This window comes from Campylobacter sp. CNRCH_2014_0184h (genome assembly GCF_025772985.1).
Lineage (GTDB): Bacteria > Campylobacterota > Campylobacteria > Campylobacterales > Campylobacteraceae > Campylobacter_D.
This window is the reverse complement of record NZ_JAKMTB010000003.1, coordinates 171751-196946: the sequence shown is the minus strand read 5'-3', so window position 1 is coordinate 196946 and position 25196 is coordinate 171751. Positions and strand designations below refer to the sequence as shown.

Annotated in this window: 24 protein-coding genes and 1 tRNA gene; 6 read left to right on the top strand and 19 right to left on the bottom strand. The window is 30.7% G+C overall.

The window, feature by feature from the left end:
* Positions 1-29: 29 nt before the first annotated feature.
* From L8X36_RS04445 to L8X36_RS04430, 4 genes are all read right to left on the bottom strand, one after another.
* Complete coding sequence (locus L8X36_RS04445) at positions 30-545, bottom strand: MotE family protein (RefSeq protein WP_412174992.1); 516 nt, start codon at positions 543-545, stop codon at positions 30-32.
* The gene (locus L8X36_RS04440; protein ID WP_263682730.1) at positions 545-964 is read right to left on the bottom strand and encodes a flagellar FliJ family protein; all 420 of its coding nucleotides are present in this window, start codon (positions 962-964) and stop codon (positions 545-547) included. Before L8X36_RS04440 ends, L8X36_RS04445 begins: the two co-directional genes overlap by 1 nt.
* On the bottom strand, positions 961-2211 hold the full coding sequence (locus tag L8X36_RS04435; protein WP_263682728.1) for an adenylosuccinate synthase: 1251 nt from the start codon (positions 2209-2211) through the stop codon (positions 961-963). The genes L8X36_RS04440 and L8X36_RS04435 overlap by 4 nt, the downstream gene beginning before the upstream one ends.
* Before the next feature lie 24 nt (positions 2212-2235).
* Positions 2236-2333: transfer RNA gene (locus L8X36_RS04430), tRNA-Sec, on the bottom strand.
* 158 nt (positions 2334-2491) lie between these two features.
* Between L8X36_RS04430 and yedE the strand changes: the two genes are divergently transcribed.
* Together yedE and yedF (L8X36_RS04420) are read left to right on the top strand one after the other, a co-directional pair.
* Positions 2492-3706, top strand: coding sequence for a selenium metabolism membrane protein YedE/FdhT (gene yedE / locus L8X36_RS04425; protein WP_263682726.1), 1215 nt, complete (start codon positions 2492-2494; stop codon positions 3704-3706).
* Entirely contained in the window at positions 3703-3930 is a 228-nt protein-coding gene (gene yedF, locus L8X36_RS04420; RefSeq protein WP_263682724.1) for a sulfurtransferase-like selenium metabolism protein YedF, read from the top strand. Before yedE ends, yedF (L8X36_RS04420) begins: the two co-directional genes overlap by 4 nt.
* Before the next feature lie 17 nt (positions 3931-3947).
* Here yedF (L8X36_RS04420) and putP read toward each other — a convergent pair whose 3' ends face one another.
* From putP to nspC, 11 genes are all read right to left on the bottom strand, one after another.
* Complete coding sequence (putP, locus tag L8X36_RS04415) at positions 3948-5429, bottom strand: sodium/proline symporter PutP (RefSeq protein ID WP_263678549.1); 1482 nt, start codon at positions 5427-5429, stop codon at positions 3948-3950.
* Between the two features lie 17 nt (positions 5430-5446).
* Positions 5447-8944, bottom strand: coding sequence for a bifunctional proline dehydrogenase/L-glutamate gamma-semialdehyde dehydrogenase (locus L8X36_RS04410; RefSeq protein ID WP_263682722.1), 3498 nt, complete (start codon positions 8942-8944; stop codon positions 5447-5449).
* 140 nt (positions 8945-9084) lie between these two features.
* Positions 9085-10116 (bottom strand): selenide, water dikinase SelD, encoded by a 1032-nt coding sequence (selD, locus tag L8X36_RS04405; protein WP_263682720.1) that lies wholly within the window; start codon positions 10114-10116, stop codon positions 9085-9087.
* Positions 10113-10691, bottom strand: coding sequence for a sulfurtransferase-like selenium metabolism protein YedF (yedF, locus tag L8X36_RS04400; protein WP_263682718.1), 579 nt, complete (start codon positions 10689-10691; stop codon positions 10113-10115). The genes selD and yedF (L8X36_RS04400) overlap by 4 nt, the downstream gene beginning before the upstream one ends.
* Before the next feature lie 48 nt (positions 10692-10739).
* On the bottom strand, positions 10740-11468 hold the full coding sequence (locus L8X36_RS04395; protein ID WP_263663801.1) for a winged helix-turn-helix domain-containing protein: 729 nt from the start codon (positions 11466-11468) through the stop codon (positions 10740-10742).
* 55 nt (positions 11469-11523) lie between these two features.
* Complete coding sequence (gene fdh3B, locus L8X36_RS04390; protein ID WP_039662920.1) at positions 11524-12093, bottom strand: formate dehydrogenase FDH3 subunit beta; 570 nt, start codon at positions 12091-12093, stop codon at positions 11524-11526.
* A gap of 10 nt (positions 12094-12103) precedes the next feature.
* Complete coding sequence (locus tag L8X36_RS04385) at positions 12104-14926, bottom strand: formate dehydrogenase subunit alpha (RefSeq protein ID WP_214097741.1); 2823 nt, start codon at positions 14924-14926, stop codon at positions 12104-12106.
* A gap of 16 nt (positions 14927-14942) precedes the next feature.
* Positions 14943-15146 (bottom strand): twin-arginine translocation signal domain-containing protein, encoded by a 204-nt coding sequence (locus L8X36_RS04380; RefSeq protein WP_012661099.1) that lies wholly within the window; start codon positions 15144-15146, stop codon positions 14943-14945.
* A gap of 176 nt (positions 15147-15322) precedes the next feature.
* A complete protein-coding gene (locus tag L8X36_RS04375; protein WP_263682715.1) occupies positions 15323-16003 on the bottom strand; it encodes a molecular chaperone in 681 nt (226 codons plus the stop codon).
* A gap of 63 nt (positions 16004-16066) precedes the next feature.
* Positions 16067-16996, bottom strand: a complete 930-nt coding sequence (locus tag L8X36_RS04370) for a formate dehydrogenase subunit gamma (RefSeq protein WP_263682713.1) — start codon at positions 16994-16996, stop codon at positions 16067-16069.
* Between the two features lie 136 nt (positions 16997-17132).
* A complete protein-coding gene (gene nspC / locus L8X36_RS04365) occupies positions 17133-18296 on the bottom strand; it encodes a carboxynorspermidine decarboxylase (protein ID WP_263682711.1) in 1164 nt (387 codons plus the stop codon).
* Between the two features lie 131 nt (positions 18297-18427).
* On the opposite strand from nspC, the gene L8X36_RS04360 reads away from it, so the two are divergent.
* Genes L8X36_RS04360 through L8X36_RS04345 form a run of 4 tightly spaced genes read left to right on the top strand, consistent with a single transcriptional unit; the run spans position 18428 to position 21836 of the window.
* A complete protein-coding gene (locus tag L8X36_RS04360; protein WP_263682709.1) occupies positions 18428-19972 on the top strand; it encodes a multicopper oxidase family protein in 1545 nt (514 codons plus the stop codon).
* 9 nt (positions 19973-19981) lie between these two features.
* On the top strand, positions 19982-20203 hold the full coding sequence (locus L8X36_RS04355; protein ID WP_133319420.1) for a MoaD/ThiS family protein: 222 nt from the start codon (positions 19982-19984) through the stop codon (positions 20201-20203).
* Positions 20204-20206: 3 nt separating this feature from the next.
* On the top strand, positions 20207-20653 hold the full coding sequence (locus L8X36_RS04350) for a molybdopterin synthase catalytic subunit (RefSeq protein WP_039627992.1): 447 nt from the start codon (positions 20207-20209) through the stop codon (positions 20651-20653).
* Position 20654: 1 nt separating this feature from the next.
* Entirely contained in the window at positions 20655-21836 is a 1182-nt protein-coding gene (locus L8X36_RS04345; protein ID WP_263682708.1) for a molybdopterin molybdotransferase MoeA, read from the top strand.
* A gap of 53 nt (positions 21837-21889) precedes the next feature.
* Here L8X36_RS04345 and L8X36_RS04340 read toward each other — a convergent pair whose 3' ends face one another.
* Genes L8X36_RS04340 through L8X36_RS04325 form a run of 4 tightly spaced genes read right to left on the bottom strand, consistent with a single transcriptional unit; the run spans position 21890 to position 25189 of the window.
* On the bottom strand, positions 21890-22354 hold the full coding sequence (locus tag L8X36_RS04340) for a WG repeat-containing protein (RefSeq protein ID WP_263682706.1): 465 nt from the start codon (positions 22352-22354) through the stop codon (positions 21890-21892).
* A 14-nt stretch (positions 22355-22368) separates the two neighbouring features.
* The gene (locus tag L8X36_RS04335) at positions 22369-23184 is read right to left on the bottom strand and encodes an HNH endonuclease (protein WP_263682704.1); all 816 of its coding nucleotides are present in this window, start codon (positions 23182-23184) and stop codon (positions 22369-22371) included.
* 2 nt (positions 23185-23186) lie between these two features.
* A complete protein-coding gene (locus L8X36_RS04330) occupies positions 23187-23894 on the bottom strand; it encodes a flagellar motor protein MotB (RefSeq protein ID WP_263682702.1) in 708 nt (235 codons plus the stop codon).
* Positions 23891-25189: a hypothetical protein gene (locus L8X36_RS04325; RefSeq protein ID WP_263682700.1), complete on the bottom strand. Its 1299-nt coding sequence runs from the start codon at positions 25187-25189 to the stop codon at positions 23891-23893. The genes L8X36_RS04330 and L8X36_RS04325 overlap by 4 nt, the downstream gene beginning before the upstream one ends.
* Positions 25190-25196 lie beyond the last annotated feature (7 nt).

Here is a 25196-nt window from a genome sequence, read left to right as displayed (position 1 = left end):
CTAAAAAAAAGGTAAAAACTGCTTAAAACTTACTGCGAACTTGCATTTTGATCTAAATTTTTCAAAAGTAGTGTTAAATCTGAAGCTTTCTTAGGTTCCATTTTTGCCATAATGGATGAAATTTTTCTAGGATCTAGCGAAAGTAGAATTTTTGAAGCTTCATCAGGTTCCATTTCACTTAATATACCTGCAACAGCCACATCTTTCATTTTTGCATAGATTTCTGTAATACGCCCCATAGTTTTATCATTAATCGCTTGGAGATTTTCTCTAGTTGCTTTCAATATACGTTCATTTTGTTCTTTTAAGCTTTTGATTTGTTCTAAACTTGCATTAATATCAGCTTCTTTTTGTACCAAAGCTTGCATTTTTTCTTTTTGCAAAGCTTCAAAAGATGCCCTATATGCTTCTAAACTTTGTCTTGCCTCGTCATATTCTCTAATTTGTTCTTGCATTTGTTCTTTTCTTGCTTCAAAATATTGCTCACAATTTTGTTGCGCATTTACAAAATTTAAAAAAATTAATAAAAATATTATTTTTTTCATTATTTATCCTTATTAAAATGCCTTGTTATAGCAAGTTCATCTATAAATTTTTCTTCTTCTTTTTGTAAGGTTTTTTGAATCTTTTTTAATTCTTCATTTTCTAAAACTTTGATTTTTTCAAATTCCAAATGAGCTTTTTTATATAAATGCTGATGATGCGCTAATTCTTTTTTGGTTAAATCCAATTTTTGTTTAACCCTTTGCTTGCCTTCTCTTGCAATTTCTTGCAATTTTAAAGACGATCTTAACAAAGCTATCGAACCCTTATCGGCTAAAGTTAAGCTTTCGCAAGTTTTTGAAGCTTCTTTAAGCTCTTCTTCACACTGCAAAAGCTTTTGTCTTGTTTTGGTTAAATTTGCTTCTGCTTTATCAAGCTGTTGTTTTCTAAGCTTAATCACAGAAGAATATTTGCTTTTCATAAAATGATAGTATCTTCTCTTTCAGGGCTTGTAGAGATATAACCTACTTTAACACCACTTAATTCTTCCAAACGCTTAATATATTTTTTAGCATTTTCAGGTAACAAATCATAATCCCTAATCCCTGCAACTTTATCCCAACCTTCCATTACTTCATAAATAGGTTTAGCATTTTCTAAATCACAAGGCACATAGTCTATTTCTTGCCCCTTATACTCATAAGCTTTACAAATTTTAACACTTTCAAAACCATCTAACACATCAAGTTTCATCAATGATAAAGTATCTAAGCCATTTAATCTTGCAGTATATCTTACCGCAACCGCATCAAACCAACCACATCTTCTTTTTCTACCTGTACTTACACCGATTTCTTTACCAATAAGTCCTATTTTTTCACCATTTTCACCTAAATCTTCACTTGGAAAAGCTCCATTTCCCACTCTTGTTGTATAAGCTTTTACTATACCTATAACTTTTCCAATTTCTTTTGGATTTAAACCCAAACCACTTAAAGCCCCAGCTGAAATAGTCGTTGAACTAGTAACATAAGGATAAGTTCCATGATCAATATCAAGCATTGATCCTTGTGCACCTTCTAACAATACTTTTTTATCCTCATCCAAAGCTTTCCAAAGCATTCTCGTGGTATCTGTAATATATGGCGCTAGCACTTCTTTAAAGCGTTTTAAATCTTTTAAAATTTCATCATAACTAGGCATTGCAATACCTAAAACATCAAAATAAGTTTTTTTAAGTTCAAAATCTTTCATTAAATTTTCACAAAGTTTTTCAGGCTCTAGCAATTCCCCTACTCTATGTCCATTGCGACTTATTTTATCTTCATAGCTTGGCCCTATGCCTTTGCCTGTTGTTCCTATAGCTTTATCGCCTTTAAGTCTTTCTCTTGCTTGATCAATCAAAGCATGATGATTTAAATTTAAATGAGCTCTATCACTTATAAATAATCTTCCTTCTAAATTTTCAAATTGAGCCATTTCGCTAATTAATACATCGGGATTAACTACAACTCCATTTCCTATAACATTAATACATTGCTTATTCAAAACACCTGATGGCATTAAATGTAAAGCATATCTTATACCATCAACCCATATAGTGTGACCTGCATTATGTCCGCCTGCACTCCTGCAAACATAATCATAATTTTCACATAGTTTATCAACTATCTTACCTTTACCCTCATCACCCCATTGGATACCAACGACAATATCTGCTTTACTCATGAAAACTCCATTTTGACTTAAATTTGGCGAGAAGGTGAGAGAATCGAACTCCCCAAAAAGTAGTCAACTACCCTTTCATCTGATTTGAAGTCAGTGGCCATCACCAGATAAGCTAACCTTCCAAAAAGATATTATATCTTAATATTTTTAATTAAAACAAAAACCAAATACGTAAAATTGAAACTATTTTTAATAATATTTTATTTTGTATAAATTTATTAGCTATAATGCTAACTTTATTAGTGTCAAGTTTTGACAATCACAATTTTTGGATACAACAATGCATTCTTTCAAACAATCTTTTTTTATAAATTTTTGGGATAATTCCAAAGGCATGATTATGCTTGGAATTTTAAGTGCTATTTATTTTGGAATTTTTGGTAGCGTTTGGGCAGTCACTGGCGAAATGACGCGCTGGGGCGGAGAGTTTTTAGAATTTTTTGGTATGGACTTAAGCTCTTATTCTTATTATCAAAAGCAAAATTTAAGTGGCAGCCCCTTAACAAGAATTGATGGTATTATGCTTATAGGTATGTTTATAGGGTGTTTAAGCGCTGCATTTTTAGCAAATAAATTCAAATGGCGCTTACCTGCTAGCAAAATTCGAATTTTTCAAGCTATTATAGGTGGAATTTTATCTGGTTTTGGTGCAAGACTTGCCTTTGGTTGCAACTTGGCAAATTTTTTTACAGGTTTACCTTATTTTTCTTTGCATACTTGGGTTTTTACCTTATTTATGATTTTAGGGATTTATTTAGCTGTTAAAGTTTGCAATCTATCACCTTTTAAACCAAAAGCTAAATTACAACGTGTATGTAAAGAAAACCAACCGTTAAAAACACAAAATAAAACTGCAAAGATATATTTTTATATAGGACTTGGTGTATTTATAATTTTTATAACTTATGTTGTATTTATACTACAAAAACAGCCTTTAAATATTAAAAACAAAGAAAGTATTCTTCCTTTAGCGTTAATATTTGGCTTTGTTTTTGGTTTTATCATATCTAGAGCTCAAATTTGCTTTACTTCTTGCTTTAGAGATTTATTTTTATTTGGTAGGGATAATGCCATAAAGGGTGCTTTAATAGGTATGATTATAGCTTGTTTAATAGCTTTTGCATTTATCTTACAAGGGCACACTAACAAAATAATAGAAATATCACCAAATATTGCTTTAGGTGCTTTTTTATTTGGCTTTGGGATAGTTTTTGCCGGAGGATGCGAGTGTGGCTGGATGTATCGAGCTTGTGAAGGACAAAGTCATTTTATTATAGTGGGTATTGCAAATATTATTGGCACTATGATATTAGCTTTAAGCTACGATTATTTTCCAAATTTCTTAACAGGTGGAGTAAAGATTCATCTTTTAAATGAATTTGGTTATTTTAATGGCTTAGTAATCAATTTAACTTTATTTGCAATTTTATTTTTATTTATATTAAAGTTTAAAAAATCATTCTTTTTCAAACAAAATAAAAAAGGAAAAATATGATTATTCATTATAGTTTAAATTTAGAAGGTGAGGCTTGTCCATACCCTGCTATAGCTACTATTGAAGCCTTAAAAGAACTAAAATCAGGTGAAGTCTTAGAAATTTTATGTGATTGCCCGCAAAGTATCAATTCTATACCTCAAGATGCTAAAAATCGTGGTTTTGAAATTCTAGAAATAAATCAAGATGGTCCAACGCTTAGATTTTTAATTCAAAAGCCTTAAAGGCTTTTGAATATATATTAAAGATGTTTTAACATTGTTTCATAAGCTGCTTTAGTTCCTGGACGCACTTTTGTAACCAAGCTCACTAAAACAATCACAATAGATGCAGCTAAAAATCCTGGAATGATTTCATAAATAGGAAAATTAAGCCACTCAGCCAAGAAATTTTTATATGCTACAACCACAACTGCGCCTGTAATCATACCTGCAATAGCAGCATATCTAGTCATTTTTGACCAAAATAACGAAAAGAGCATTACAGAACCAAAACTTGCTCCAAACCCTGCCCAAGCATAAGCTACTATGCTTAATACGCTTGAGTTTTTATCAGTAGAAATAACAAAAGCTATCACAGCCACTGCTAAAACACCAAATCTACCTAAAGTCATTACCATTTTATTAGACGCTTCTTTATTGAAAATTCTTTTATAAAAATCTTCTGCTATAGTCGAACTTGAAACAAGCAATTGTGAACTTGCTGTACTCATAATAGCTGCCAAAATAGCGCTTAATAAAATACCTGCTATCCAAGGATTAAAAAGTAATTGTGACATTACGATAAAAATCTTTTCAGGATCTTGTAAACTAAGTTCAAATTTACTCACATAAGCTATACCTAAAACACCTATCAAACAAGCACCAATTAAAGATATAACCATCCAAGAAATTCCTACAAAAGTAGCAGTTGGGATGTCTTTAGTTGAGCGTATAGACATAAAACGCACCAAAATATGTGGCTGACCAAAATATCCAAGCCCCCAAGAAAGCGCTGAAACTATGCCTAAAAAGCTTAATCCTTCTCCCATAGAAAAAGTATTTGGCTTAATTTCTTTGACTATATTAACAGCTTCACTAAAGCCACCCAAATGATAAATCATCACTATAGGCACGATAATCAAGGCACTCATCATTAATAAACCCTGAATCAAATCCGTCCAACAAACTGCCTTATATCCACCCAAAAATGTATAAGCAACTATAATCACAGTTCCTGTGGTTAAAGCATAATCATATTGAATTCCAAAAGTTGCTTCAAAAAGTTTTGCTCCACCTACAAGTCCTGAAGAAACATAAAAAGTAAAGAAAATTAAAATAACAATAGCACAAACCACTCTTAATATATGCTTATCATCATCAAACCTTGTCTCAAAATAATCTGGAATGGTAATAGAATTTGCAATCACGCTAGTATAAATTCTAAGTCTTTTTGCTATAAAGGCCCAGTTTAAAAACGCTCCTATACTAAGACCTATTGCAATATAACTTTCAGCTAAGCCACTTACATATAAAGCTCCTGGCAAACCCATTAAAAGCCATCCACTCATATCAGAAGCTCCAGCACTAAGTGCTGAAACTACCGGCCCCATAGAACGACCACCTAAAAAATAGTCCTCTGAATTTTTATTTTGTTTATAAAAATAAAATCCGATAAAAAGCATTAATGCTGAATAAGCGACAAACATTATCGCAATTTGAGTATTAATTTGAACAACCTCCATTTTATCTCCTTTTTATATTATTTTAAAGCACGAATGCCTAGATTTCCATAACGATGGAAAGATATACTTAAAGCTTTTTCATTGTGATATAAAAGCAACTCAAAACGTCCATTCATTAAAGGCTTAGCATTAGCGATGATTTTTGCGCAACTTGCTGCCTTTATGAAAATTTCATCATTAACATCTAATGGAGCAAAATAACGAATTCTTTCATAATCAGCTATTTTGCTAATGAAATTTTCTTTACTTTCTTTAAGGAATAAAGTTTTTGAACTAATTTTTTGATTAATCTTTTGCACAAGATCTATTTTTTCATGTTCATCATAACTTAAAATAAGATCAATATTTAGCACACTAGCTGCTAAAATAACTCCTAAAATATCTTTTAAGCTATCATCTTTATGCACTCTATAGGCGATATTTTTAACCTTTGTATAAGAGAAAAGATTATCCTCGCCTCTTATATTGACATAATCTTTCGCACTTGCAAATTCATGTTTTGCGTGGTAAGCATAGCTTCTTGCCATAGCTTTAATGACTTCAAAATCGGCTTTATCTTTCTCATTTAAATCCAAGCTTAAAGCATTTAAATTTGATACTAATTCATTGTCTAAAACATTTTGATCAGCTTGACTTTGCTCTATATCTAAAAATTGGGTAATGTAATTATAAATTCCAACTTTTCTACCAAAACCAATGGCTGATTTTTTAATACCACCAAAAGGTTGTCTTAGAACTATAGCTCCTGTTGTTGGTTTATTAATATAAATATTTCCTGCCTCTATGTGAGTATGAAAATACTCCCATTCTCTCTCATCTAAACTTTCAAATCCTGCTGTAAGTCCATAACCTGTAGAATTTACTATATCAATAGCTTCTTTTAAATCTTTTGCTTTCATTACAGTTAAAATTGGTGCAAAAAGCTCATTCATGTGCGTAAAATCACCTTTTTTAGTACCATACTTAATCCCTGGAGTTAGAAGATAAGGATTATCATCTATAAATTTAGGTTTTAAAGCCCAACTTTCATACGGAGCTAATTCATCTAAAGCTTTTTGTAATTTCACATCTGGTTTATCTGCTAAAGCTCCAAGTTTATTTTTAAACACAAATGGATTTCCAACCGCCATAGAACTAGCAGCATCTACCAAAGTCTTTTTGAACTCTTCATCATTATAAACTTCTTCTTCTAAAACTAGCAAAGAAGTAGCAGAGCATTTTTGACCTGAATTTGAAAAAGCTGAATGAATGATATTTTTAATCGCACTATCACGATCAGCAAATTTAGAAACAATGGTTGCATTTTTACCGCCTGTTTCGGCACTTAAAAGCAAGGTTGGATTAGCTTTGAGCATTGCATAAGCAGTTTCTTCTCCACCAGTTAATACTGAAAATTTCACACTTTGATCAACAAGTAAGTATTTTGATATATCACTACCTTTAGCAGGTAAGAAAATCAAAGCATCCTTAGGAATTCCTGCATCCCAAAAGCATTTACAAAGCATATAACCTGTTAACATCGATAAAGATGATGGTTTATATATCACTTTATTTCCTGCGGCCAAAGGCGCTGCTATGGTTCCTACTGAAATACCTACTGGGAAATTCCATGGCGCAATCACCACGCCTATGCCTTTTGCTTTAAAAGTCGTATTTGGATTTTGCTCTTTTAATTTTTCTAAAGAATGTGGGTAAAATTCTAAAAAGTCTATAGCCTCACTAACTTCAGGATCAATTTCTAAGAAAGTTTTTCCTACTTCTAAAGCTGCTATACCTATTAAATCTCCTCTACGCTCTCTAACAAGTTGAGCAGTTTTTGCTAAAATTTTATAAATTTCATCATGACTTAAATCACTAAAATTTGAGCTCTTAGCTACATCTAAAGCGTATTTGATCTCTGCTTGGCCTGCTAAGTGTGCTTTACCTATAGTGCGATTTTTGATTTTATCTTTAACTTCTACTACTTGTAAATTTTCGTTTTTAATTTCTTCTTTTGCAACTGGATAGACATCATAATTTTCTAAATTTTCATACTTAGCTCTTATACCCTTAGCCCATTCTCTATTTGCTTTTAAGATAAAATCTGTGTCAGGTTCGTTTTTAAATTCTTTACTCTCATAAGAACTAATAGCCTTTGTTTCATTATTTCTATCTTGAGTTCTATGGGTAGAATTATCCAAACTAGCAACACCTTCTAAAGATTTTAGAAATAATTCTTTTTGTATTTGCCAATTTTTATCATTAATTTTAAGATTGAAAAAATATCTCATGAAATTATCTTCACTAGTATTTTCATCAAGTCTTCTTACTAAGTATGCAATAGCATTGTTAAAATGTGCTTCATCACAAACTGGTGCATAAAGTATAAGATCATGCATTTTAGAAAGCTCATAAGAGCATTGTAAACTCATACCCTCAAGCATTTCAAAAGTAAAAGATGATAAAGCTCCAGCTTGTGAAATTCTAGTATAAGCATAAGCAATTTCAAATAAATTATGACTTGCAATACCTATATTAATATATTTATGATTATCTCCCTCTAAGACAAAATCAAGCATTTTTTTATAATTACTATCAGTGTCAATTTTTTTATAAAAAGTAGGTAGAGCCCAACCTCTTTGTGAAGCTATAGTTTCTTCACTTTCCATATTCGCTCCTTTAACAAAGCGAATTTTTATAGGCTTCATACCTTTTAAAACTCTTTCTTTAGAAAAGGCAAAAAGTTTTTTCAAATACTCATAAGAATCAGGCAAATAAGCTTGCAAAACAATACCTGCTTTAATATCGTATTTTGCAACACTTTCCATAAAAGCTTCAACGGTTAATTCTAAATCTCTAAATTCTTCCATGTCAAGATTGATAAATTTAGACACACCTTGCTTTTTTTCTTCCTCTAAAGCAAGAGCATATAATTTATCCAATCTTTTTACCACCTCATCTTTAGAGTATTCAAAATCAATGATATTGATTTGGGAAAAAATGGTAGTAATTTTAATAGAAATATAAGTAATATAGCTTGTTTTTAATGCTTCTTCGTATTTTTTCATCCTATAAGCACTCTCAGCTTCACCCAAAACCTCTTCACCAATTAAATTTACATTTAAAGTGATTTTATCTTCATCTTTTCTTTTACGCATATGAGGCTCTAAAACACTAGGATTTGCATCTAAAACCATAGCTTTAGTATCTTCTCTTAAATGCTTAATAAAAAATGGCACACTAAGAGTCGGTGCAAATTTTCCAAAATTTAAAAATGAAAAAAGTAAAAATTTTTCAAAAGCACTAAAAAAATCAGCTATACCATATTTGTTTAAAGTATGTTCTATAAGCTCAAAACTCGCACTTTTATCTTTACATCTAAAAGAGCGATCTAAAAGCTCAATTAACATTACTTTATTTTTAGGATTGTTTAAAAGTTTTTGCATTTTGGCATGAAATTCTTTTTCGCTTTGAGAGATATTACTTTCTATCTTTCTTTGTAATTCTTCAGCTAATTGCAAAGCTTTTTGTATCATTTTTTCCTCCACTTTAATAGTTAATATGTATTTATGATACAAAAATTGCAACGAAAATCAACATATATTTATTTGTAATTTATTTTTTTATGTAAAAAAGTAACAAATATAAACATATATTTTTGATTGTAAATAAAATATTAGCGCAATAATAAATAATTATGAGTATTTCTTACACATCTAGCAATAATCTTTGCCTCTATATTGTGATCTTTCAAAATTTTTAAAGCTTCATTTGCTTCATTTTCACTCATACTAGCTAAAAGTCCACCTGAAGTTTGAGGATCAAAATACACTATATTCTCATCTTTTTCATTTAAATTTTCAACCCAAATTTTTAGACTATCTTTATTTTTATAAGCTCCCACTGGGATAATCCCTATATTAGCCATTGACAAAACTCCATCCATTAAAGGAATTTCATTTTTATATACTTCTATCATAATTTCTTTATTTAGCATTTCTTTTAAATGTCCCAAAAGACCAAAACCGGTAACATCACTTAAAGCACTAAGACTGTTAAATTCCCTCAAAATACGACTTGCATAAAGATTTAAAAAACTCATTTGTTCTACTGCTTTTAAAATCTTTGCTTTTTCTAGCAAACCAGCCTTGATAGCAGTACTAATAATACCACTACCTATAGGTTTAGTAAGTAAAATCACATCACCATCTTTTGCGCTATTATTAGCTATAAATTTCTTAGGATGAACTACGCCTGTTACACTAAGCCCAAAAATAAATTCATCATTTTCTATAGTATGCCCACCTACTAGCACAGCACCAGCTTCTTCAACCTTAACTCTAGCACCTTCTAACACTTCAAGTAAAATTTCATTATTAAAATGACAAGTATCAAAGCCTACAATATTTAAAGCATTAATCACCTCAGCACCCATAGCAAATACATCACTTAAGGCATTTGCAGCAGCTATAGCGCCAAAATGATACGCGCTATCAACCACAGGTGTGATAAAATCAAGAGTTTGCACTAAAGCTAAATCTTCATTTAGCTTATAAACACTTGCATCTTCATTATTATCAATACCACTTAAAAGGTTTTCATGCGGTTTTAAAATGCCAAGAATTTTGTCAAGACCCACCGAGTCTAATTTGGCAGCTCAACCCGCAGCTTTTACATATTGGGTTAGTTTTTGATCTTTATATATCATAAAGAGATAATCTTTGCCTTTCCAAAAAGTTCATTTAAAATTTCATAAGCATTACCTATTTTACCTATTTTAAGCTCTTTGCTTTTGCCAAAAAATTCCAAACATGCCCCACAACTATAAATTTCAACTCCTAAATTTTCAAGTTCTTTCATGGCTTCAAATGCCATATGAGAGCAATCAGTATTCATCAAAACACTATCATTAACACAAAGGATTTTTGCAGGTTTATTTGGTAAATCTTTTAGGGTTTTTAAAAAACCTAGCATTAGATTTTTTCCAAGTTCTCCCTCACCTACCCTATCGCTTTTTAAAAATAACACATTGTATTCTTGTAAATTTTGTTCTTGATTATGAGCTATATTGCCATCTTTTACAATGCTAATAATACTCTCATCATCTAAATCTTTAACATTAAATTCCAAATTTAAAGATTTTAAAAATCTCATTACATTTTCTTTAGAAGCTTGAGAGTTTAAAAGAATTTCTAAATTTTCATTTTCTTTTAACTCTTCTAAAGCTTTTTTTGTTTCTATCACAGGACGTGGACAAGCTAAATCTCTACAATCAATTTTCATCTTTTACCTTTTTTATTTAATGATATATTGTTATAACTTGTATTCAAATTAAGTTTTATCTTTTTCTTGATTTTTCTTGAAAAATAATTCTTTAAAGCGTTTATTGGTGTATTCTTCTACATCTTGTTGTAAAATTTTAAAATTTTGAATTAACTCATAAGCTCTTGGAGTAAGTTTGCTACCTGACTCACTTCCTCTTCCTTTTTTAGCAATAAGTAATTCTTCTTTCATATTTTTTTCTAAATCTTGTATATAAAGCCATGCTTTTTTATAATTAATCCCTAGTTGTTTAGCTGCTTGAGAAATACTTCCACATTCTCCTACTAATTCTAAAATATCTGTTTTACCTTTACCAAAAAGCAATTCTCCATCAGGATTTTCTACCCAAATTTTACTTTTTACATGAAATTTTTTACCCTTTTTTTCTTCAAAACAACCAAGTTCACAGTATTTAACATCAATCTTATAAGTTTTAAGCGTAGCTCTCATATCAGCCATGTTAAAGTCTTTAGCACATTCTAAAGCATCTTTACATGATATGCGACGCTTAGAATCTAATTTTGTTTCTAATTTTTCCAAAATTTCACTTTTTGCTATATTTTTATTTAACTTGCCAAATTGACCTAGCTCACAATCTGAAATTTTTACGCCTAATTCTTTTATAATGGCTTGAAAATCTTCTTTAGAGTATTGTTTTAAAAGTTCTAGTGCTTTTTTACAAGTAAGTTTATTATTTTCATCAAGATTTTTTTGAATTTGTAAAATTAGCTCTTCCATGAATTAACCTTGGATTATAAGTAGTAAAAAAGGGTGCTTGTAAACACCCTTTGAGTTATTTTGCATCAAGTCCTAAGTTTTGACCCTTGAGTAAAACTCTTTTTCTATACATTGCACTAACTTCAGCTGCATCACCAACCAAAAGTGCATTTGTAGAACAAACCGCAGCGCACATAGGTACTTTACCTTCTGCAATACGATTTTGTCCATAAAGCTCTCTTTCTTCATGAGAGTTAGTAGGCTCAGGACCACCTGCACACATAGTACATTTATCCATTTCACCCTTAATGCCAAAAGCACCATCTCTTGGAAATTGTGGAGCGCCAAAAGGACATGCATAAAGACAATATCCACAACCTATACAAGTTTTTTTATCATGTAAAACAATACCATCAGCTCTAATATAAAAGCATTTTACAGGACAAACTTGCTCACATGGAGCGTCTGTACAATGTTGGCAAGCAAGAGTTGTTGAAAACTCTTTGCCTTCTATACCTTCATTTAGAGTGATTACTTTTCTTCTATTAATTCCCACTGGTACTTCATGCGCACTTGAACAAGCTACTTGACAAGCAAAGCAAGAAATACAGCGATTATTATCTACATAAAATTTCATTCTAGCCATAACTTACCCCTTAAGCCTTTTCAAGTCTGCAAAGCCCTGCGTTAAACTCAGAAATTTGCGTATTTATATCAAAACCATAGTTAGTAACCGTGTTAGAACTTTCCCCTATAGTATAAGGCTTAGTACCTTCAGGATAATTGTAACTTAAATCCACTCCTTGCATAATACCTGCAAAATTATAAGGCAAGCAAATTCTATCTGGTGTAACTGAATGATTATGCACACATTTTACTTTAATCTTAGTACCTTGTGGCGAGTGAATCCACATCATATCACCATCATTTATACCATATTTTAAAGCAAGTTCAGGGTGCACATTAGCAAACATCTCAGGTGTGATTGCAGCAAGATATTTACTAGTTCTCTCAAGCATACCCGCGCCACTTAAATTTACTAAGCGCATACTTGAAATAATAGTTGGAAACTCTTTACTCCAATCTGTTTTTTGTTGCTCGCTAATAAATTTACTCTCAACCCTAAAGTTTTTCTCTTGATCACCCCAAGTAGGATATTTTTTAACCAAATCCCAGCGAGGCGAGTGAATAGGCTCTCTATGTAGTGGAATAGGATCAGCAAATTCCCAAACTTTCATTCTCGCTCTTGCATTACCTAAACAACAAGCACTTTTTTCTCTACATTTTTCTAAGATTATACCTGAAATATCTGTGCTCCAGCTAGCGCCCATTAATTCTTTTTCTTTATCGCTTAGTTTGATATTAAACACTTTTTCGATATTTTCTTTAGTGATTTGCGGGTAGCCACCTTTAACTTTACATCCTTTTGGAGTAAAGGCCTCATCTGCTAATTGAGAATGCCCATCATGCTCTAAACCAAAGCGATTTCTAAAGCCCATACCACCTTCTTCATAAGGAATATCTGTATTCCACATGATAGAAGTACCTGGGTGTTGTTTATCCCAACAAGGCCAAGGTAAACCATAATATTCACCTTTAACTTCACCGCCAATACCTCTTTGAGTATCAGGATCAAAATGTTCCCAATTTTGTTGGTGTTTTCTTAGACGTTCAGCTGAAATACCTCTTAAGCCTATACTTAAAAGACCATTACTCATTTCTCTTGTAGCATCATCAGGCCATATGAAATTATCATCATTATCATCTCTTGTTTGTACAAGTTTATGATCTTTTAATTCCATTTTCATACCACGAGTGTATTCTTTATAAAAACCAAATTTTTTAGCAAAAGCAAACATAATCTCTTGATCTTCTTTACTTTCATAAATTGGTTTTACTACTTGAGAACGCCATTGCATAGCACGGTTAGTCGCTGTTACATAACCTTCTGTTTCAAATTGGGTTGAAGCAGGAATAATATAAATACCATCTGGACGATCTGCTAAAACTGCTACTTCATTTACAAAAGGCTCAGCAATTACGATCATATCAAGTTTTTTAAGTGCTTCTTGAATTTTTACCGTATGTGCCATAGAAGTAATACCTGTTCCTTGCACCCAAAGTACGCGGATAGGTGAGTTAGAATAAGTTTTTTCTTCATGTAAAACGCCTTGCCACCATTTTGCTAGCGAAAAGCCTTTTTCATGCATCCATTCTTTAGAATAAAATCTTGAATTTAAATACTCTCTCTCAACATTCCATACATTAGAGAAGTGATTCCAAGCATTATCATCAAGTCCATAATAAGCTGGTAAAGTATCAGCCAAACAACCCATATCAGTAGCACCTTGAACATTATCATGTCCTCTGATGATGTTTGTTCCTGCGCCTGGTTTACCTATATTACCAAGAACAAGTTGCAAGATAGCTAGAATTCTTGTGTTAGAGCTACCTACTGAGTGTTGAGTAATACCTAAAGCCCAAAATAGCGTAGCAGGTTTGATTGTAGCTAGCATTCTTGTGATTTTTTCAAGTTGAGCAGCCGGAACACCTGTTACATCTTCTACAACTTCAGGAGTCCATTTAGCAGCTTCTGCTTTTATTTCTTCAACCCCATAAGTTCTGGTTTTTATTAATTCTTTATCTTCCCAACCGTTTTTGAAGATCAAATGAAGCATACCATAAACTAAAGCTATATCTGTACCTGGACGAATTCTTACATATTCATCAGCATGTACTGCAGTTTTTGTAAATACAGGATCTACAACTACCAATTTAGCATTATTACGATCTTTTGCTTGCAATAAGTGTTTAAATCCAATAGGATTAGCCACAGCAGTATTTGCACCAAAAATAATCATCATTTTTGAATGTTTAGTCACATCACCAAAATGATTTGTCATAGCGCCATAACCCCATGTATTCGCCACACCGGCGACTGTTGCGCTGTGTCAAATTCTAGCAACGTGGTCTATATTGTTAGTACCCCAAAATGCTGCAAATTTTCTAAAATAATAAGCTTGTTGGTTATTAAATTTAGCCGAACCCAAGAACATAACGCTATCAGGTCCATTTTCTTTACGGATTTCAAGCATTTTATCACCAATTTCATTGATAGCTTGCTCCCAAGTTAAACGCACCCATTTACCGTTTTCTTTTTTCATAGGATATTTAATACGCTGTTTTGATTTAGTAAGATCGATTTGATCTATCCCTTTACAGCAGTGTGATCCTTGAGAAATAGGATGTTCTATAGCGTTTTCTTGACGCACCCAAACTCCATCTTGTACTTCTGCTTTAATTCCACAGCCTGCACTACAGATACTACAGATTGTTCTAACAATCTTAGAATCTGGATAAGGATTTGCTACTTCTTGTTCGCTTGCAGCTCTAATAGCTTTGTTTTCACTACCAAAAGCCGCACTTCCAAGACCAGCAATACCAGCAAGCTTAAGAAAATTTCTTCTTGCTAATGCCATCTTCTTCCTTTCTTAATTAGTAAGCTATTTTGTAGTATTTTTCCCAATGCATAGTTTTTTTATAAAGCACTTCTTTTTTGGTACTTTTTCCTAAAACTACGGTATTTTGCTCTTGGTAATCATCTTTGGCTAAAGCATTAACGCTCGCTCCAGCTACTACCCCTAAAGCACCAATTTTCAAAGATTTTTTTAAAAAATCCCTTCTTTGATTGGCCTCCATGTTCTCTCCTTTGAAATAAAAGTAAAGAATAACTATAAATACTTATTTTCAAAGTATTTACACACTTAAACATTATAACTTTTGCATATTTTCACTTAAGATTTTATTTAATTTCTATTTTCATAAAAAGATGATTTTGATAATATGTATTTTGGTAACAAAATACATATTTATTTTTATAATTTGCTAAGTTCTTCTATATTTGTTTTACTAAATTTAGTAGGAAGTCTTGGTTCGTAAGGAAGTCTTTGTAAAGCTTCATCTGCTATACTTTTACCTTCTTTTTTTACAGGTGCTTGTACTTCTAAATAAGCTCTTTCGTTTGTAAAAAAGACTTTCATAATATTGGCAATAGCAATGTAAAAATTTGAGTTTTTATGGATTTGTAATTTTTCTATAAACTCATCTATTACAGGATTTATCACAAAGCGAAATAATTGCTGTGCAACTTTTAAATCATGCTCAATAATACTTGCCATAAAAGCAAACAAAAAGCCAAATTCATCTTCACTTTGTCTGCAATCTTCTTTTTTTCTAAATTTGGTTTTTCTAATGATTTCACAGGCTTGAAGCTTCATTTTGCCATCATCTCTACCCTCATCATAAAAAGAAGCGCTAATAGGCACATTCACGTAAGAAAAATCAAAAAATACTCCATTTTGTTCTTCTTTAAAACTTGCAAAATCGCATGCGCTAAGTTTTTCAAAATCAGATTTTAAACTATCATCTAAAGGACTTTGAGCTAAAACCAAAACTTGCTCGTGCCAAATTTTAAATTCATTTTCATCGATAAAATTAAAAGCTTTTGAAAAAAATTCATAAAAATATTTACGCGAAAGATCAATATCTTGTATCATTAATTTTCCTTGTTATTTTTATTTGATTATAACAAGGAAAATTTAAAAAAATCAAGTGAGATTTTAAAATTTTGCTTTAGAATCGTAAGTAAATGATGGGTTGATTTGTTTTTTATCGCTTAATTCTTTATACCAATAAGAATGTAAAATATAAACTTCCTCTTCTTCTTTATAACCACTAATCATAGAGTGGATACTTCCTTTAATAGCAAATACAGCCATATAAATATGAATAGCAAAAAATACCGCACATAAAATACCCAAAATATTATGGATGATAGCTGAAGCTCTTAAAATATCTATATGAGAAATTCCAAAAATAGATTGTAAAGAAGTAGAATTAAAATCAAGGAAAAACATAAACGCACCGGTGATTATCATCAAAAATCCACCAAAAACAGCTATATAATACCAAGATTTTTGACCAAAATTAAACTTGCCAGCAGGCACAGGTTTTTTCTCTTTACTTAAATATCCACCAACCATCATCATCCATCTTAAATCATAACTTGCAGGAAGCATTCTTTTAATCCAACATAAAAGCATAGGAATGATAGAAATGATAAATAAAATAGTAGCAATGCCATGTAAGTTTTTACACATTCTTACAAAAAATCCACCACCAAAATATGATCCAAAAATCATAATAAGACCGGTTGGCACAAGGATAATCCAAGAAATTGCCGCTACAAAATGAAACAATCTTTCAAATACCGAAAAGGCATAAATTTTCTTACCATCATGAGAAAATTTCTTTGGACCTATGACCATATAATGCAATGCAAAAGCTGAAATTACCACTATAAGTATAATCAAAACAGCACTTGCAATATATTCACCTTGTAGTTTAGTCCACAAAGCACCAAAATTTTGATAACTTTCTATATTCATCACTCTTTGCACATCCCAAATTTGAGTATTTTTAACTTCAAAATTTTCTTGAGCAAATAGAAAGTTAAAACAGGCTAAAAGAGCTAGTATAACCCTATGCATAAATTACTCCTAAACATTACACACTAGCCAAAGCTTAGCGTTGTAGTTTTGTTAATTTTCAGTTTCCATTTTTATTTTAAAAAAAGTTTTATTTAAAAAACATAAATTTGCAAAAAACTACAAAAAAACTCAATTTTTAGTTTCTTTTTGAATAATTTTCATAGCCAAATTCTCTTACCATAGATAAATTTTCATTCTTATCCAAGAACATTAAATTTGGAAGTCTTACTCCATTAAAAGTGGTGTTTTTAACTATAGAATAATGAATTTGATCTAAAAATACTATTTTTTGCCCTATTTTTAACTCTTGATTAAAAGCATACTCACCCATGATATCCCCTGCTAAGCAAGTATTACCACCAAGTAAATAAGCAAATTCATTTTCTTTTAACTCGCTATATTTTTCCCCATCACGGCTTGATAAAATTCTAGCATTTAAAACCTCACTTGTATAAGGCATGATGATAGTATCTGGCATATGAGCTTCACTTGAAGTATCTAAAATAGCTATTTTTTTCTCATTTTCTACTATATCTATCACACTTGCAACTAAAGTCCCACACTGCCAACCTATAGCTTCACCTGGCTCAAGATACACTTGCACCCCATATTTATCGCTAAATTTTTTACAAAGATCGATTAGTTTTTGCGTGTCATAGCCTTCTTTTGTAATGTGATGACCCCCACCAAAATTAACCCATTTCATATTTTTAATAAATTTTGAAAATTTAGCTTCAAAAGCATTTAACACAAGCTCTAAAGAATGCGCACTTTCTTCACATAAAGCATGAAAATGAAGCCCACTTATAGCACTTAAATCTTCATTTTCAAAATCAATCGCACGAATTCCTAGTCTTGAAAATCTACCACAAGGATTATAAAGTTCTTTTGGAGCCACTGAAAGCTCTGGATTACAACGCAAACCAAGAGACTTTTTACTTGCTTTGTCTTTAAATTTTTTAAACTGATTAAAAGAATTAAATACTATATGATGTGAAAGATCTATGATTTCATCTATTTCATCATCTTTAAAAGCAGGTGAAAAAGTATGAATTTCTTTATCCATATATTCTTTTGCAAATTTAGCTTCCCAAAGCCCACTGCAAGTACAGCCTGATAAATACTCACCCACTATATCCATAGCACCTGAAAAAGCAAAACCCTTTAGAGCAAGTAAAACTTTTGCTCCACTTTGCTCGCTCACTTTAGCCAAAAGTTCACAATTTTTTCTAAGTTTATCTTCTTCTAAAATATAAGCAGGAGTTTGAAAGTCTTTATCTAAATGATTTTTAATTAGCATATCTTTCCTTAATTTTTGATTTAAAACCACTTGTATAGCAAATCATATTAAAATTATATCTTGTTTTTATAATTTACAATCATTAATCAAATAATAGTTATAATCAAAATTAATTTAGGAGTAAAAATTTAATGGACAGAAGGTTATTTTTAAAATTTAATGCTTTAAGTTTAGCAAGTATTAGTAGTGCTTATGCAATGGGAGATCATTCTCATCATAATATGCACTCAAAACATACACAAACAGATATAAAAGAAATCGATACTTCTTTTATTAAACTAGAAAATCCAAATATTAAACTGCTCGATGCAAAAAACTTTCCTAGCAACCAAACATTAGCAAATTTAAAACTTCTAAAAAATACGAGTACAAAGAAAAATTTCTTTAGATCAAGTATAGAAATCAAAGAAAGTCAAATAGAACTTGTTAAAGGTAAAAAAACAAAATGCTTTACTTATAATGGCTCTATACCTGGACCTAAAATAGAAGTTTATGAAGGCGACACTGTAGAAATTTTGGTAAAAAATAGCTTAAAAGAACCAACTACTATCCACTGGCATGGACTTGACATACCGCCTGAACAAGATGGTAATCCACATGATCCTATCATGCCTGGTAGAGAAAGAATTTATCGCTTTAAACTTGGAGAAAATTCAGCAGGAACCTACTGGTATCATCCACACCCACACTATACCACAGCAAAGCAAGTTTATAAAGGTTTAGCAGGGGTATTTGTAGTAAAAGCTAAAAAAGATGCATTGTCGCATTTACAAGAACAAGATTGGGTGATTAGCGATTTGCGTTTAGATGAAAATGCACAAATTCCTGATAATAATTTATTTGATTGGCTAAATGGTAGAGAAGGAAATTTAGTTCTTATCAATGGACAATTAAAGCCAAAAATAACACTTGACAAAGCTCAAAGAATTCGTATTTATAATTTTTGTGCGGCAAGATATTTAAATTTACGCATTAAAGGTGCTAAATTTATTTTAGTAGGAACTGATGGAGGGCTTATAGAAAAAGGTATTGAATTAGATGAGTTATTTTTAAGTCCTGCTTCAAGAGTAGAAGTACTAATCAAAGCAAATAAAGGTGATTTTAAACTTGAAAGCATTTATTATGACCGCGATAAAATGCTTGTTAAAGAAGAACCTTACACTCTTATGTTAGCTGATCTTAAAGTAGAAAAAACTATAGAAAACATACCGGAGAAATTACGCGAATTTCCACCTTTAAAAGAAGCCACAAGCTTTAAAGAAGTGATTATGAGTGAAGATCATATGCAAATGCATGGTATTAGTAAAAAAAGTGAAGAAGAAATCAAAAAAAGCCTTGCTTTTATGTTTTTAATCAATGGTAAAACATTTGATATGAATAGAACGGATTTAACCTCAAAATTAAATGAAGTAGAAGAATGGGTAGTAAAAAATTCTTCACATATGGATCATCCTTTTCATATACACGGAACACAATTTGAACTCATATCTTCTAAATTTAAGGGTAAAATAACAAAAGCAAAATTCAGAGCATTACAAGATACGATTAATGTAAGACCTGGGGAAGAATTAAGACTTAGAATGAGTCAAAAATTTACCGGTATTAGAATGTTTCACTGCCATATTTTAGAGCATGAAGATCTTGGAATGATGGGAATTTTAGAAATCAAAGAATAAAGGTAAAAAATGGTAAAAGTTGAATTTCTAGGGCCAATTAACAAAGAAAGCTTAGAGCTAAATGTAAATAATCTTAAAGAATTAAAAGCAATTTTAGGACAAGATGAAAGCTTAAAAGAATGGCTTGAGCTTTGTGCAGTTGCCTTAAACGATGAAATGGTTTTTAATGATGAAACTACCTTAAAAGATGGGGATAAAATATGCTTATTACCGCCGGTTTGTGGAGGATGAGTTATGTTTGAATTACATCAAGGAGCCTTAGAAATTCCTAGCATTTATGCTAGATGGTATGAATATGCTAAAGATAAAAACTGCGGAGCTTTGATCACATTTTGCGGTATAGTGAGGGCCGAAGATGAGATTGAGGCTTTGAGTTTTGATATATATGAGCCTTTATTAAAAACTTGGTTTGAAAAATGGTGCCAAAAACTTGCAAATGAAAATGTAAGCTTGATGTTTGCTCACTCTATCGGCGAGGTTAAGGTACATGAGAGTTCTTATTTTGCTGGGGTTTTAAGCAAACAAAGAAAACTAGGACTTAAGCTAATTAATGATTTTGTAGAAGATTTTAAAGCAAGCGCACCTATATGGAAATATGATATCATTAATGGCGAAAAAATTTATGCCAAAGAACGCTCTTTGAAACTTCAAGGAGCAGGAATTTTAAGCACTAAGGACTAAAATGCTAACTTCTTATAGCCAAAGTTTAGACATACTTCATTCACACATACAAACATATGAAAAGATAGAAAACATCGCTTTAACACAGTGCTTAGATAGAATTTTAGCCATAGATATCAAAGCTTCTACTAACAACCCTCAATTTCCCACAGCTTCTATGGATGGCTATGCGATTAAATTTAGTGAGCAAGATGAGCCTTTGTCTATCATAGGTGAAGCACCTGCGGGAGTTTTTCCAAGCTTTAAAATACAAAATAAAGAATGTGTTAAAACCTTTACAGGCTCTTTGATGAGTGAGGGTTGTGATACCTTAATACCTGTTGAAAAAGTAGAAGTTAAAAATAACATGGTTTATGTAAAAGAAAAAGTTCCACAAGGCTTTGCTGTAAGAAAGGTGGGTGAGAGCTACACCAAAGATGAAATTTTACTCACCAAAGGTACAAAACTAGGCTATAGCGAGATAGCACTTTTAGCCGAGCTTGGATATTTTCACATTAGTGTTTTTGCTAAACCTATCATAGGCGTGCTAAGTAGTGGAAGTGAGATCAAAGACTTGGGCGAAAGCTTAGAGCACCCTGCACAAATTCGCTCATCAAACCATGTAGCCATAGCTAATATGGCAAAAAAACTTGGTGCTGAAGCTAGAATTTTCCCACTTTTAAAGGATGATATGCAAAAAACTCCAAGTGTTTTAAAGCAAGCACTTAATGCGTGTGATATTTTAGTTACCACCGGTGGAGTTTCCATGGGGGATTTTGACTTTTTAAAGCAAGCTGTTAAAGAGTATGAAATCATCTTAGACAAAGTCAATGTAAAGCCTGGTAAACACATCAAAATAGCCAAATTTGAAGACAAATTCATCTTTGCCCTACCGGGTTTTCCATACTCGGCTATGGTGATGTTTAATTTATATGTAAGAGAACTTTTAAATGCTTGGCTTTTACAAGAAAAAGACTATGTATTTAAAGCATTTGCAAATACTGACTATAAGAAAAAAAGTCCGCATTTAGAATTTGTAGCTTGTAATGTAGAATTTAAAGATGGAAAAATTTATGCCAATTTAAAAGGCAAAAAACAAGGCTCAAGTGCCATCATCAACAACCTTAACCACAAAGCCGCACTTATGATAGCACATGATAATATAAAAGAAAATGATTTGGTGGATATTGTTTTAATGCCTTAATGTGAAAATGTAAAAGATATAATTTGCTAAGATTTCATGTATAAAATTATATTTTAATATAATTCAGTAAAATTTCCATTTTTGTCAATGAAGCCTGTCACACCTTTAAATGTAACAAAAAATGCCTTACCACTTTTATCAAGCCCTAGAACACTATCAAATACTGGCTGTAAAACTATATCACCATCTTTATTAATAACTCCCCATTTTTTCTTAATTTTTACCTTTGCATATCCCCTATGAAAAGGATACGCTAAATCAAACTTAAGATCTATAACAATTTTACCATTTTTATTGATAAAACCATATTTATTATTTAACTCAACTAACGCCAATCCTTCGCTAAAATCATAAACTGCATCAAAACAAGGACTAATAATTACCTTGCCTTTATCATCCATAAATCCATATTTACCATTAGTTCTAGTTTTACAAATTCCACCCCTAGAGTCCCAAATCTTATCTGAATTAATATCTTTAATCACATCTGATAAAAATTGAAATATTGCTTTAAACATTATTTTAGTTCCTGTTATAGATAGTGCTCATGCATAGGTTCCTTAGAATGACAATCTTTACATAACACCATTAAATTATTTAATCTATTGTCATTTTTCTGTCCATTAATATGATGCACATCTAACCCTATTCGATTTTTTGAAAAATCTCTATGACATTTTTGACATTTCCATTGAGCTTTACTTCTTATATCATAAGAAATATTATTCCAATCATCAGAATAGATATTTAACGGGGCTATTTTATCACTAAAATGATTTTTAGAGTTAATAATATTTTTTGGATATTTTTCAAAAAAATCTTTTAAACTAAAATTATTTCTTATCATTAAACGCTTATCATTTGAAACCTGATTGACATTACACCAATTTAATTTTCTTAAGCAATACATACAAACTTGTAATTTTCTTTCTTCACTCTTAGTTTTTATCATAGTATTATTACTAAAACCAAAAAAATTAAGCCAAAAAATACCATCATCTCTACTACTAACTACATATCTATGTTTTCTATTATTAGACAACATCTTTTGATATGCATCGCAATAACACAAATGATATCTTGGCAAAGAGCTATTAATATCATTTTCTTTATATAAAGGAGATACATCTCTTATATAAATCAGTACTCTACGATTCTTATATGAAAAAGTACCATCACTAATAACTTTAACATCATTTATACCAACATCTATACCTTGAGTTTCTAATAATTTGATTTCTTCTGCACTAATAAAATTTTTAATATAAGAAATATCTATATGTTGTAATGTTGCTCCAATTTTAATTCTTAAATCTGTTATAGGTTTTAATATAAGTTCTATATTCATTATTATTTATCAACAACTTCTACTATTTTGTTTTCTATATTTGTTCTAACTCTAAATTCAACTCTTTGAGATTTTATAAAATTTTCTTTTTCTCCATATTGCAAAGTTTGGCTTTTATCGTTTAATGGTTTTGCTGAAGAAAAACCTATAGCCCTAAAATGTTTTTTTAACCATTCTTTCTCTTTTTCATTTAAGTTTAAATTTAATAAATATTTTATCACTTCCCTTGTTCTAGCTTGAGAAAGTTCCATATTATTCAAATAAGCTATATCACCTTTAATATTACCCCAAAATGAACTCGTATGCCCCTCTATTCTAATCTCTTCTATGTTATTAATAAATTGTTTATCCATCATAATTTTTAAATACCTTGGAAAAAAATCATTAAGTATATTTTTAAATTTAGGACTTAAAACATCAGATCCTGTCTTAAATAAAATATCTGGTTGATAAAATCTTATAGTTAAATCCTTATCAAGCACAGCACCCCAAGCTTTTAAATCTTTTTCAAACTCTTTGTTTAAATGTTCACTTAACCCTTGAGTTGTCTCTTTAAAGATCTTAGGTATTTTAACACTATCTTCCACTTTAATCATATAAACAACACTAATCAATAAAAAAAGTAGCATTAAAGCGGTCATTATATCACTTAATGCTATAAAAAAATCATCGTCTTCGCTGATTTTTTTATTTTTTCTAAAAAATTTCATCTTAAATTACCCAACTTTTGATTTAAAGAAGAAAGATTTGAAATAATACTATTATAATCATCTACAAATTTAGAAGAAATTGAAGCTAAATTAGATCCGAGATTTTTTAATACATTCTCCAATTCTTGATCTAAAGTTTTAATTTGAGAATTAATAGAAGTTGAAGCATTGTTTAACCCTTCAATAAGTTGGGTATTAATTTTTTCATTATAATTTGATAATTCTGTACTAAATTTCCCAACATACTCACTCATATCAGCTATCAATTTTTCACCAGCTTTCACATAACTTTCTTCTAAATTTAAACTTAATTTAGAAATATTTTCCATAATATTTAAGCTTTGCTCCTTATAATCATTGATTTCTTTTATCAAAGAAGAAGTAGAATTTTGTATATTCTCTAAAAATTTATCTAAACTTTCTATACTATTTTGCATTTGAATTTTTTGATTCAAAATGTCCTTTAAGATATTTTCAAAAGATTGAGCGTAATTAAAAAATTTTTCAGAATTATCTACCACAATAGAATAATCTTTTATAGCTTTATCTAAAGATGAAAATAAATTCTCCATATTAGATTCACTCTTTTCTATATAACTCTTATAATTTTCTTGCCAACTTAATAGAGCACCTACTGCCAAATTTAATTGTTTAAAGTTATCTCCAAACTGTTCTGTTATTTTATTATTAAAATCTTTTATGACTTCTTCTAAAGCTTGTATAAAAGCTTTAGAATTATTTTCCGCCATTGTTTTAGAAAAATTTTCAAAACTATTTTTCATATCCATAAAACCTTGCTTATTATCCATTCTTAATAATTTTATATTATCATTAGTTTCTTTTACAGCATTCAAAAGTTGACTAAAAGAGCTTAAATTTTCTTGATTTATTTTAAGGTTTTCTTTTTGCAGTGCAACTACATCTTCTATTCCTATGTCATCTTCGATATTTTCTTTATCTGAAAAAGGTTTTTCCAGAAAAAGCGCAATGATCTTAAGTAAAATAGCGAAAAACACGGCTTCTACAGAAACTAAAAAAGCTGTTTTGATACCATCTATAAGTTGTGGTAAATTTTCTTCAATATTATTAGCATCAAAATTTGAAAGTCCTTTAGAAATGCCATAAAAAGTAAAACAAATTCCTATAGTAATAAGAAGACTAGTGGCAGATTTATGAAGACTTTTCCTTTTATACAAGAGAATTAAAAATAATACAAAGAAAAATACAATTATTATTGTTCCCTCTAAAATATGTCCTGATAAATTTTGAATAACAAGTATTGGCAAATCATACATAATTTTA

Coding starts and splice junctions, on each gene's coding strand:
- L8X36_RS04330 (WP_263682702.1), bottom strand. CDS start 23,894: ATGAAATTTTTTAGAAAAAATAAAAAAATCAGCGAAGACGATGATTTT.
- yedF (WP_263682718.1), bottom strand. CDS start 10,691: ATGAAAATTGATTGTAGAGATTTAGCTTGTCCACGTCCTGTGATAGAA.
- L8X36_RS04350 (WP_039627992.1), top strand. CDS start 20,207: ATGTTTGAATTACATCAAGGAGCCTTAGAAATTCCTAGCATTTATGCT.
- L8X36_RS04440 (WP_263682730.1), bottom strand. CDS start 964: ATGAAAAGCAAATATTCTTCTGTGATTAAGCTTAGAAAACAACAGCTT.
- L8X36_RS04370 (WP_263682713.1), bottom strand. CDS start 16,996: ATGCATAGGGTTATACTAGCTCTTTTAGCCTGTTTTAACTTTCTATTT.
- nspC (WP_263682711.1), bottom strand. CDS start 18,296: ATGCTAATTAAAAATCATTTAGATAAAGACTTTCAAACTCCTGCTTAT.
- L8X36_RS04360 (WP_263682709.1), top strand. CDS start 18,428: ATGGACAGAAGGTTATTTTTAAAATTTAATGCTTTAAGTTTAGCAAGT.
- fdh3B (WP_039662920.1), bottom strand. CDS start 12,093: ATGGCTAGAATGAAATTTTATGTAGATAATAATCGCTGTATTTCTTGC.
- putP (WP_263678549.1), bottom strand. CDS start 5,429: ATGGAGGTTGTTCAAATTAATACTCAAATTGCGATAATGTTTGTCGCT.
- L8X36_RS04395 (WP_263663801.1), bottom strand. CDS start 11,468: ATGGAAGAGCTAATTTTACAAATTCAAAAAAATCTTGATGAAAATAAT.
- yedF (WP_263682724.1), top strand. CDS start 3,703: ATGATTATTCATTATAGTTTAAATTTAGAAGGTGAGGCTTGTCCATAC.
- L8X36_RS04325 (WP_263682700.1), bottom strand. CDS start 25,189: ATGTATGATTTGCCAATACTTGTTATTCAAAATTTATCAGGACATATT.
- L8X36_RS04410 (WP_263682722.1), bottom strand. CDS start 8,944: ATGATACAAAAAGCTTTGCAATTAGCTGAAGAATTACAAAGAAAGATA.
- L8X36_RS04335 (WP_263682704.1), bottom strand. CDS start 23,184: ATGAATATAGAACTTATATTAAAACCTATAACAGATTTAAGAATTAAA.
- L8X36_RS04375 (WP_263682715.1), bottom strand. CDS start 16,003: ATGATACAAGATATTGATCTTTCGCGTAAATATTTTTATGAATTTTTT.
- L8X36_RS04445 (WP_412174992.1), bottom strand. CDS start 545: ATGAAAAAAATAATATTTTTATTAATTTTTTTAAATTTTGTAAATGCG.
- L8X36_RS04355 (WP_133319420.1), top strand. CDS start 19,982: ATGGTAAAAGTTGAATTTCTAGGGCCAATTAACAAAGAAAGCTTAGAG.
- L8X36_RS04435 (WP_263682728.1), bottom strand. CDS start 2,211: ATGAGTAAAGCAGATATTGTCGTTGGTATCCAATGGGGTGATGAGGGT.
- L8X36_RS04340 (WP_263682706.1), bottom strand. CDS start 22,354: ATGTTTAAAGCAATATTTCAATTTTTATCAGATGTGATTAAAGATATT.
- L8X36_RS04380 (WP_012661099.1), bottom strand. CDS start 15,146: ATGGAGGCCAATCAAAGAAGGGATTTTTTAAAAAAATCTTTGAAAATT.
- L8X36_RS04345 (WP_263682708.1), top strand. CDS start 20,655: ATGCTAACTTCTTATAGCCAAAGTTTAGACATACTTCATTCACACATA.
- yedE (WP_263682726.1), top strand. CDS start 2,492: ATGCATTCTTTCAAACAATCTTTTTTTATAAATTTTTGGGATAATTCC.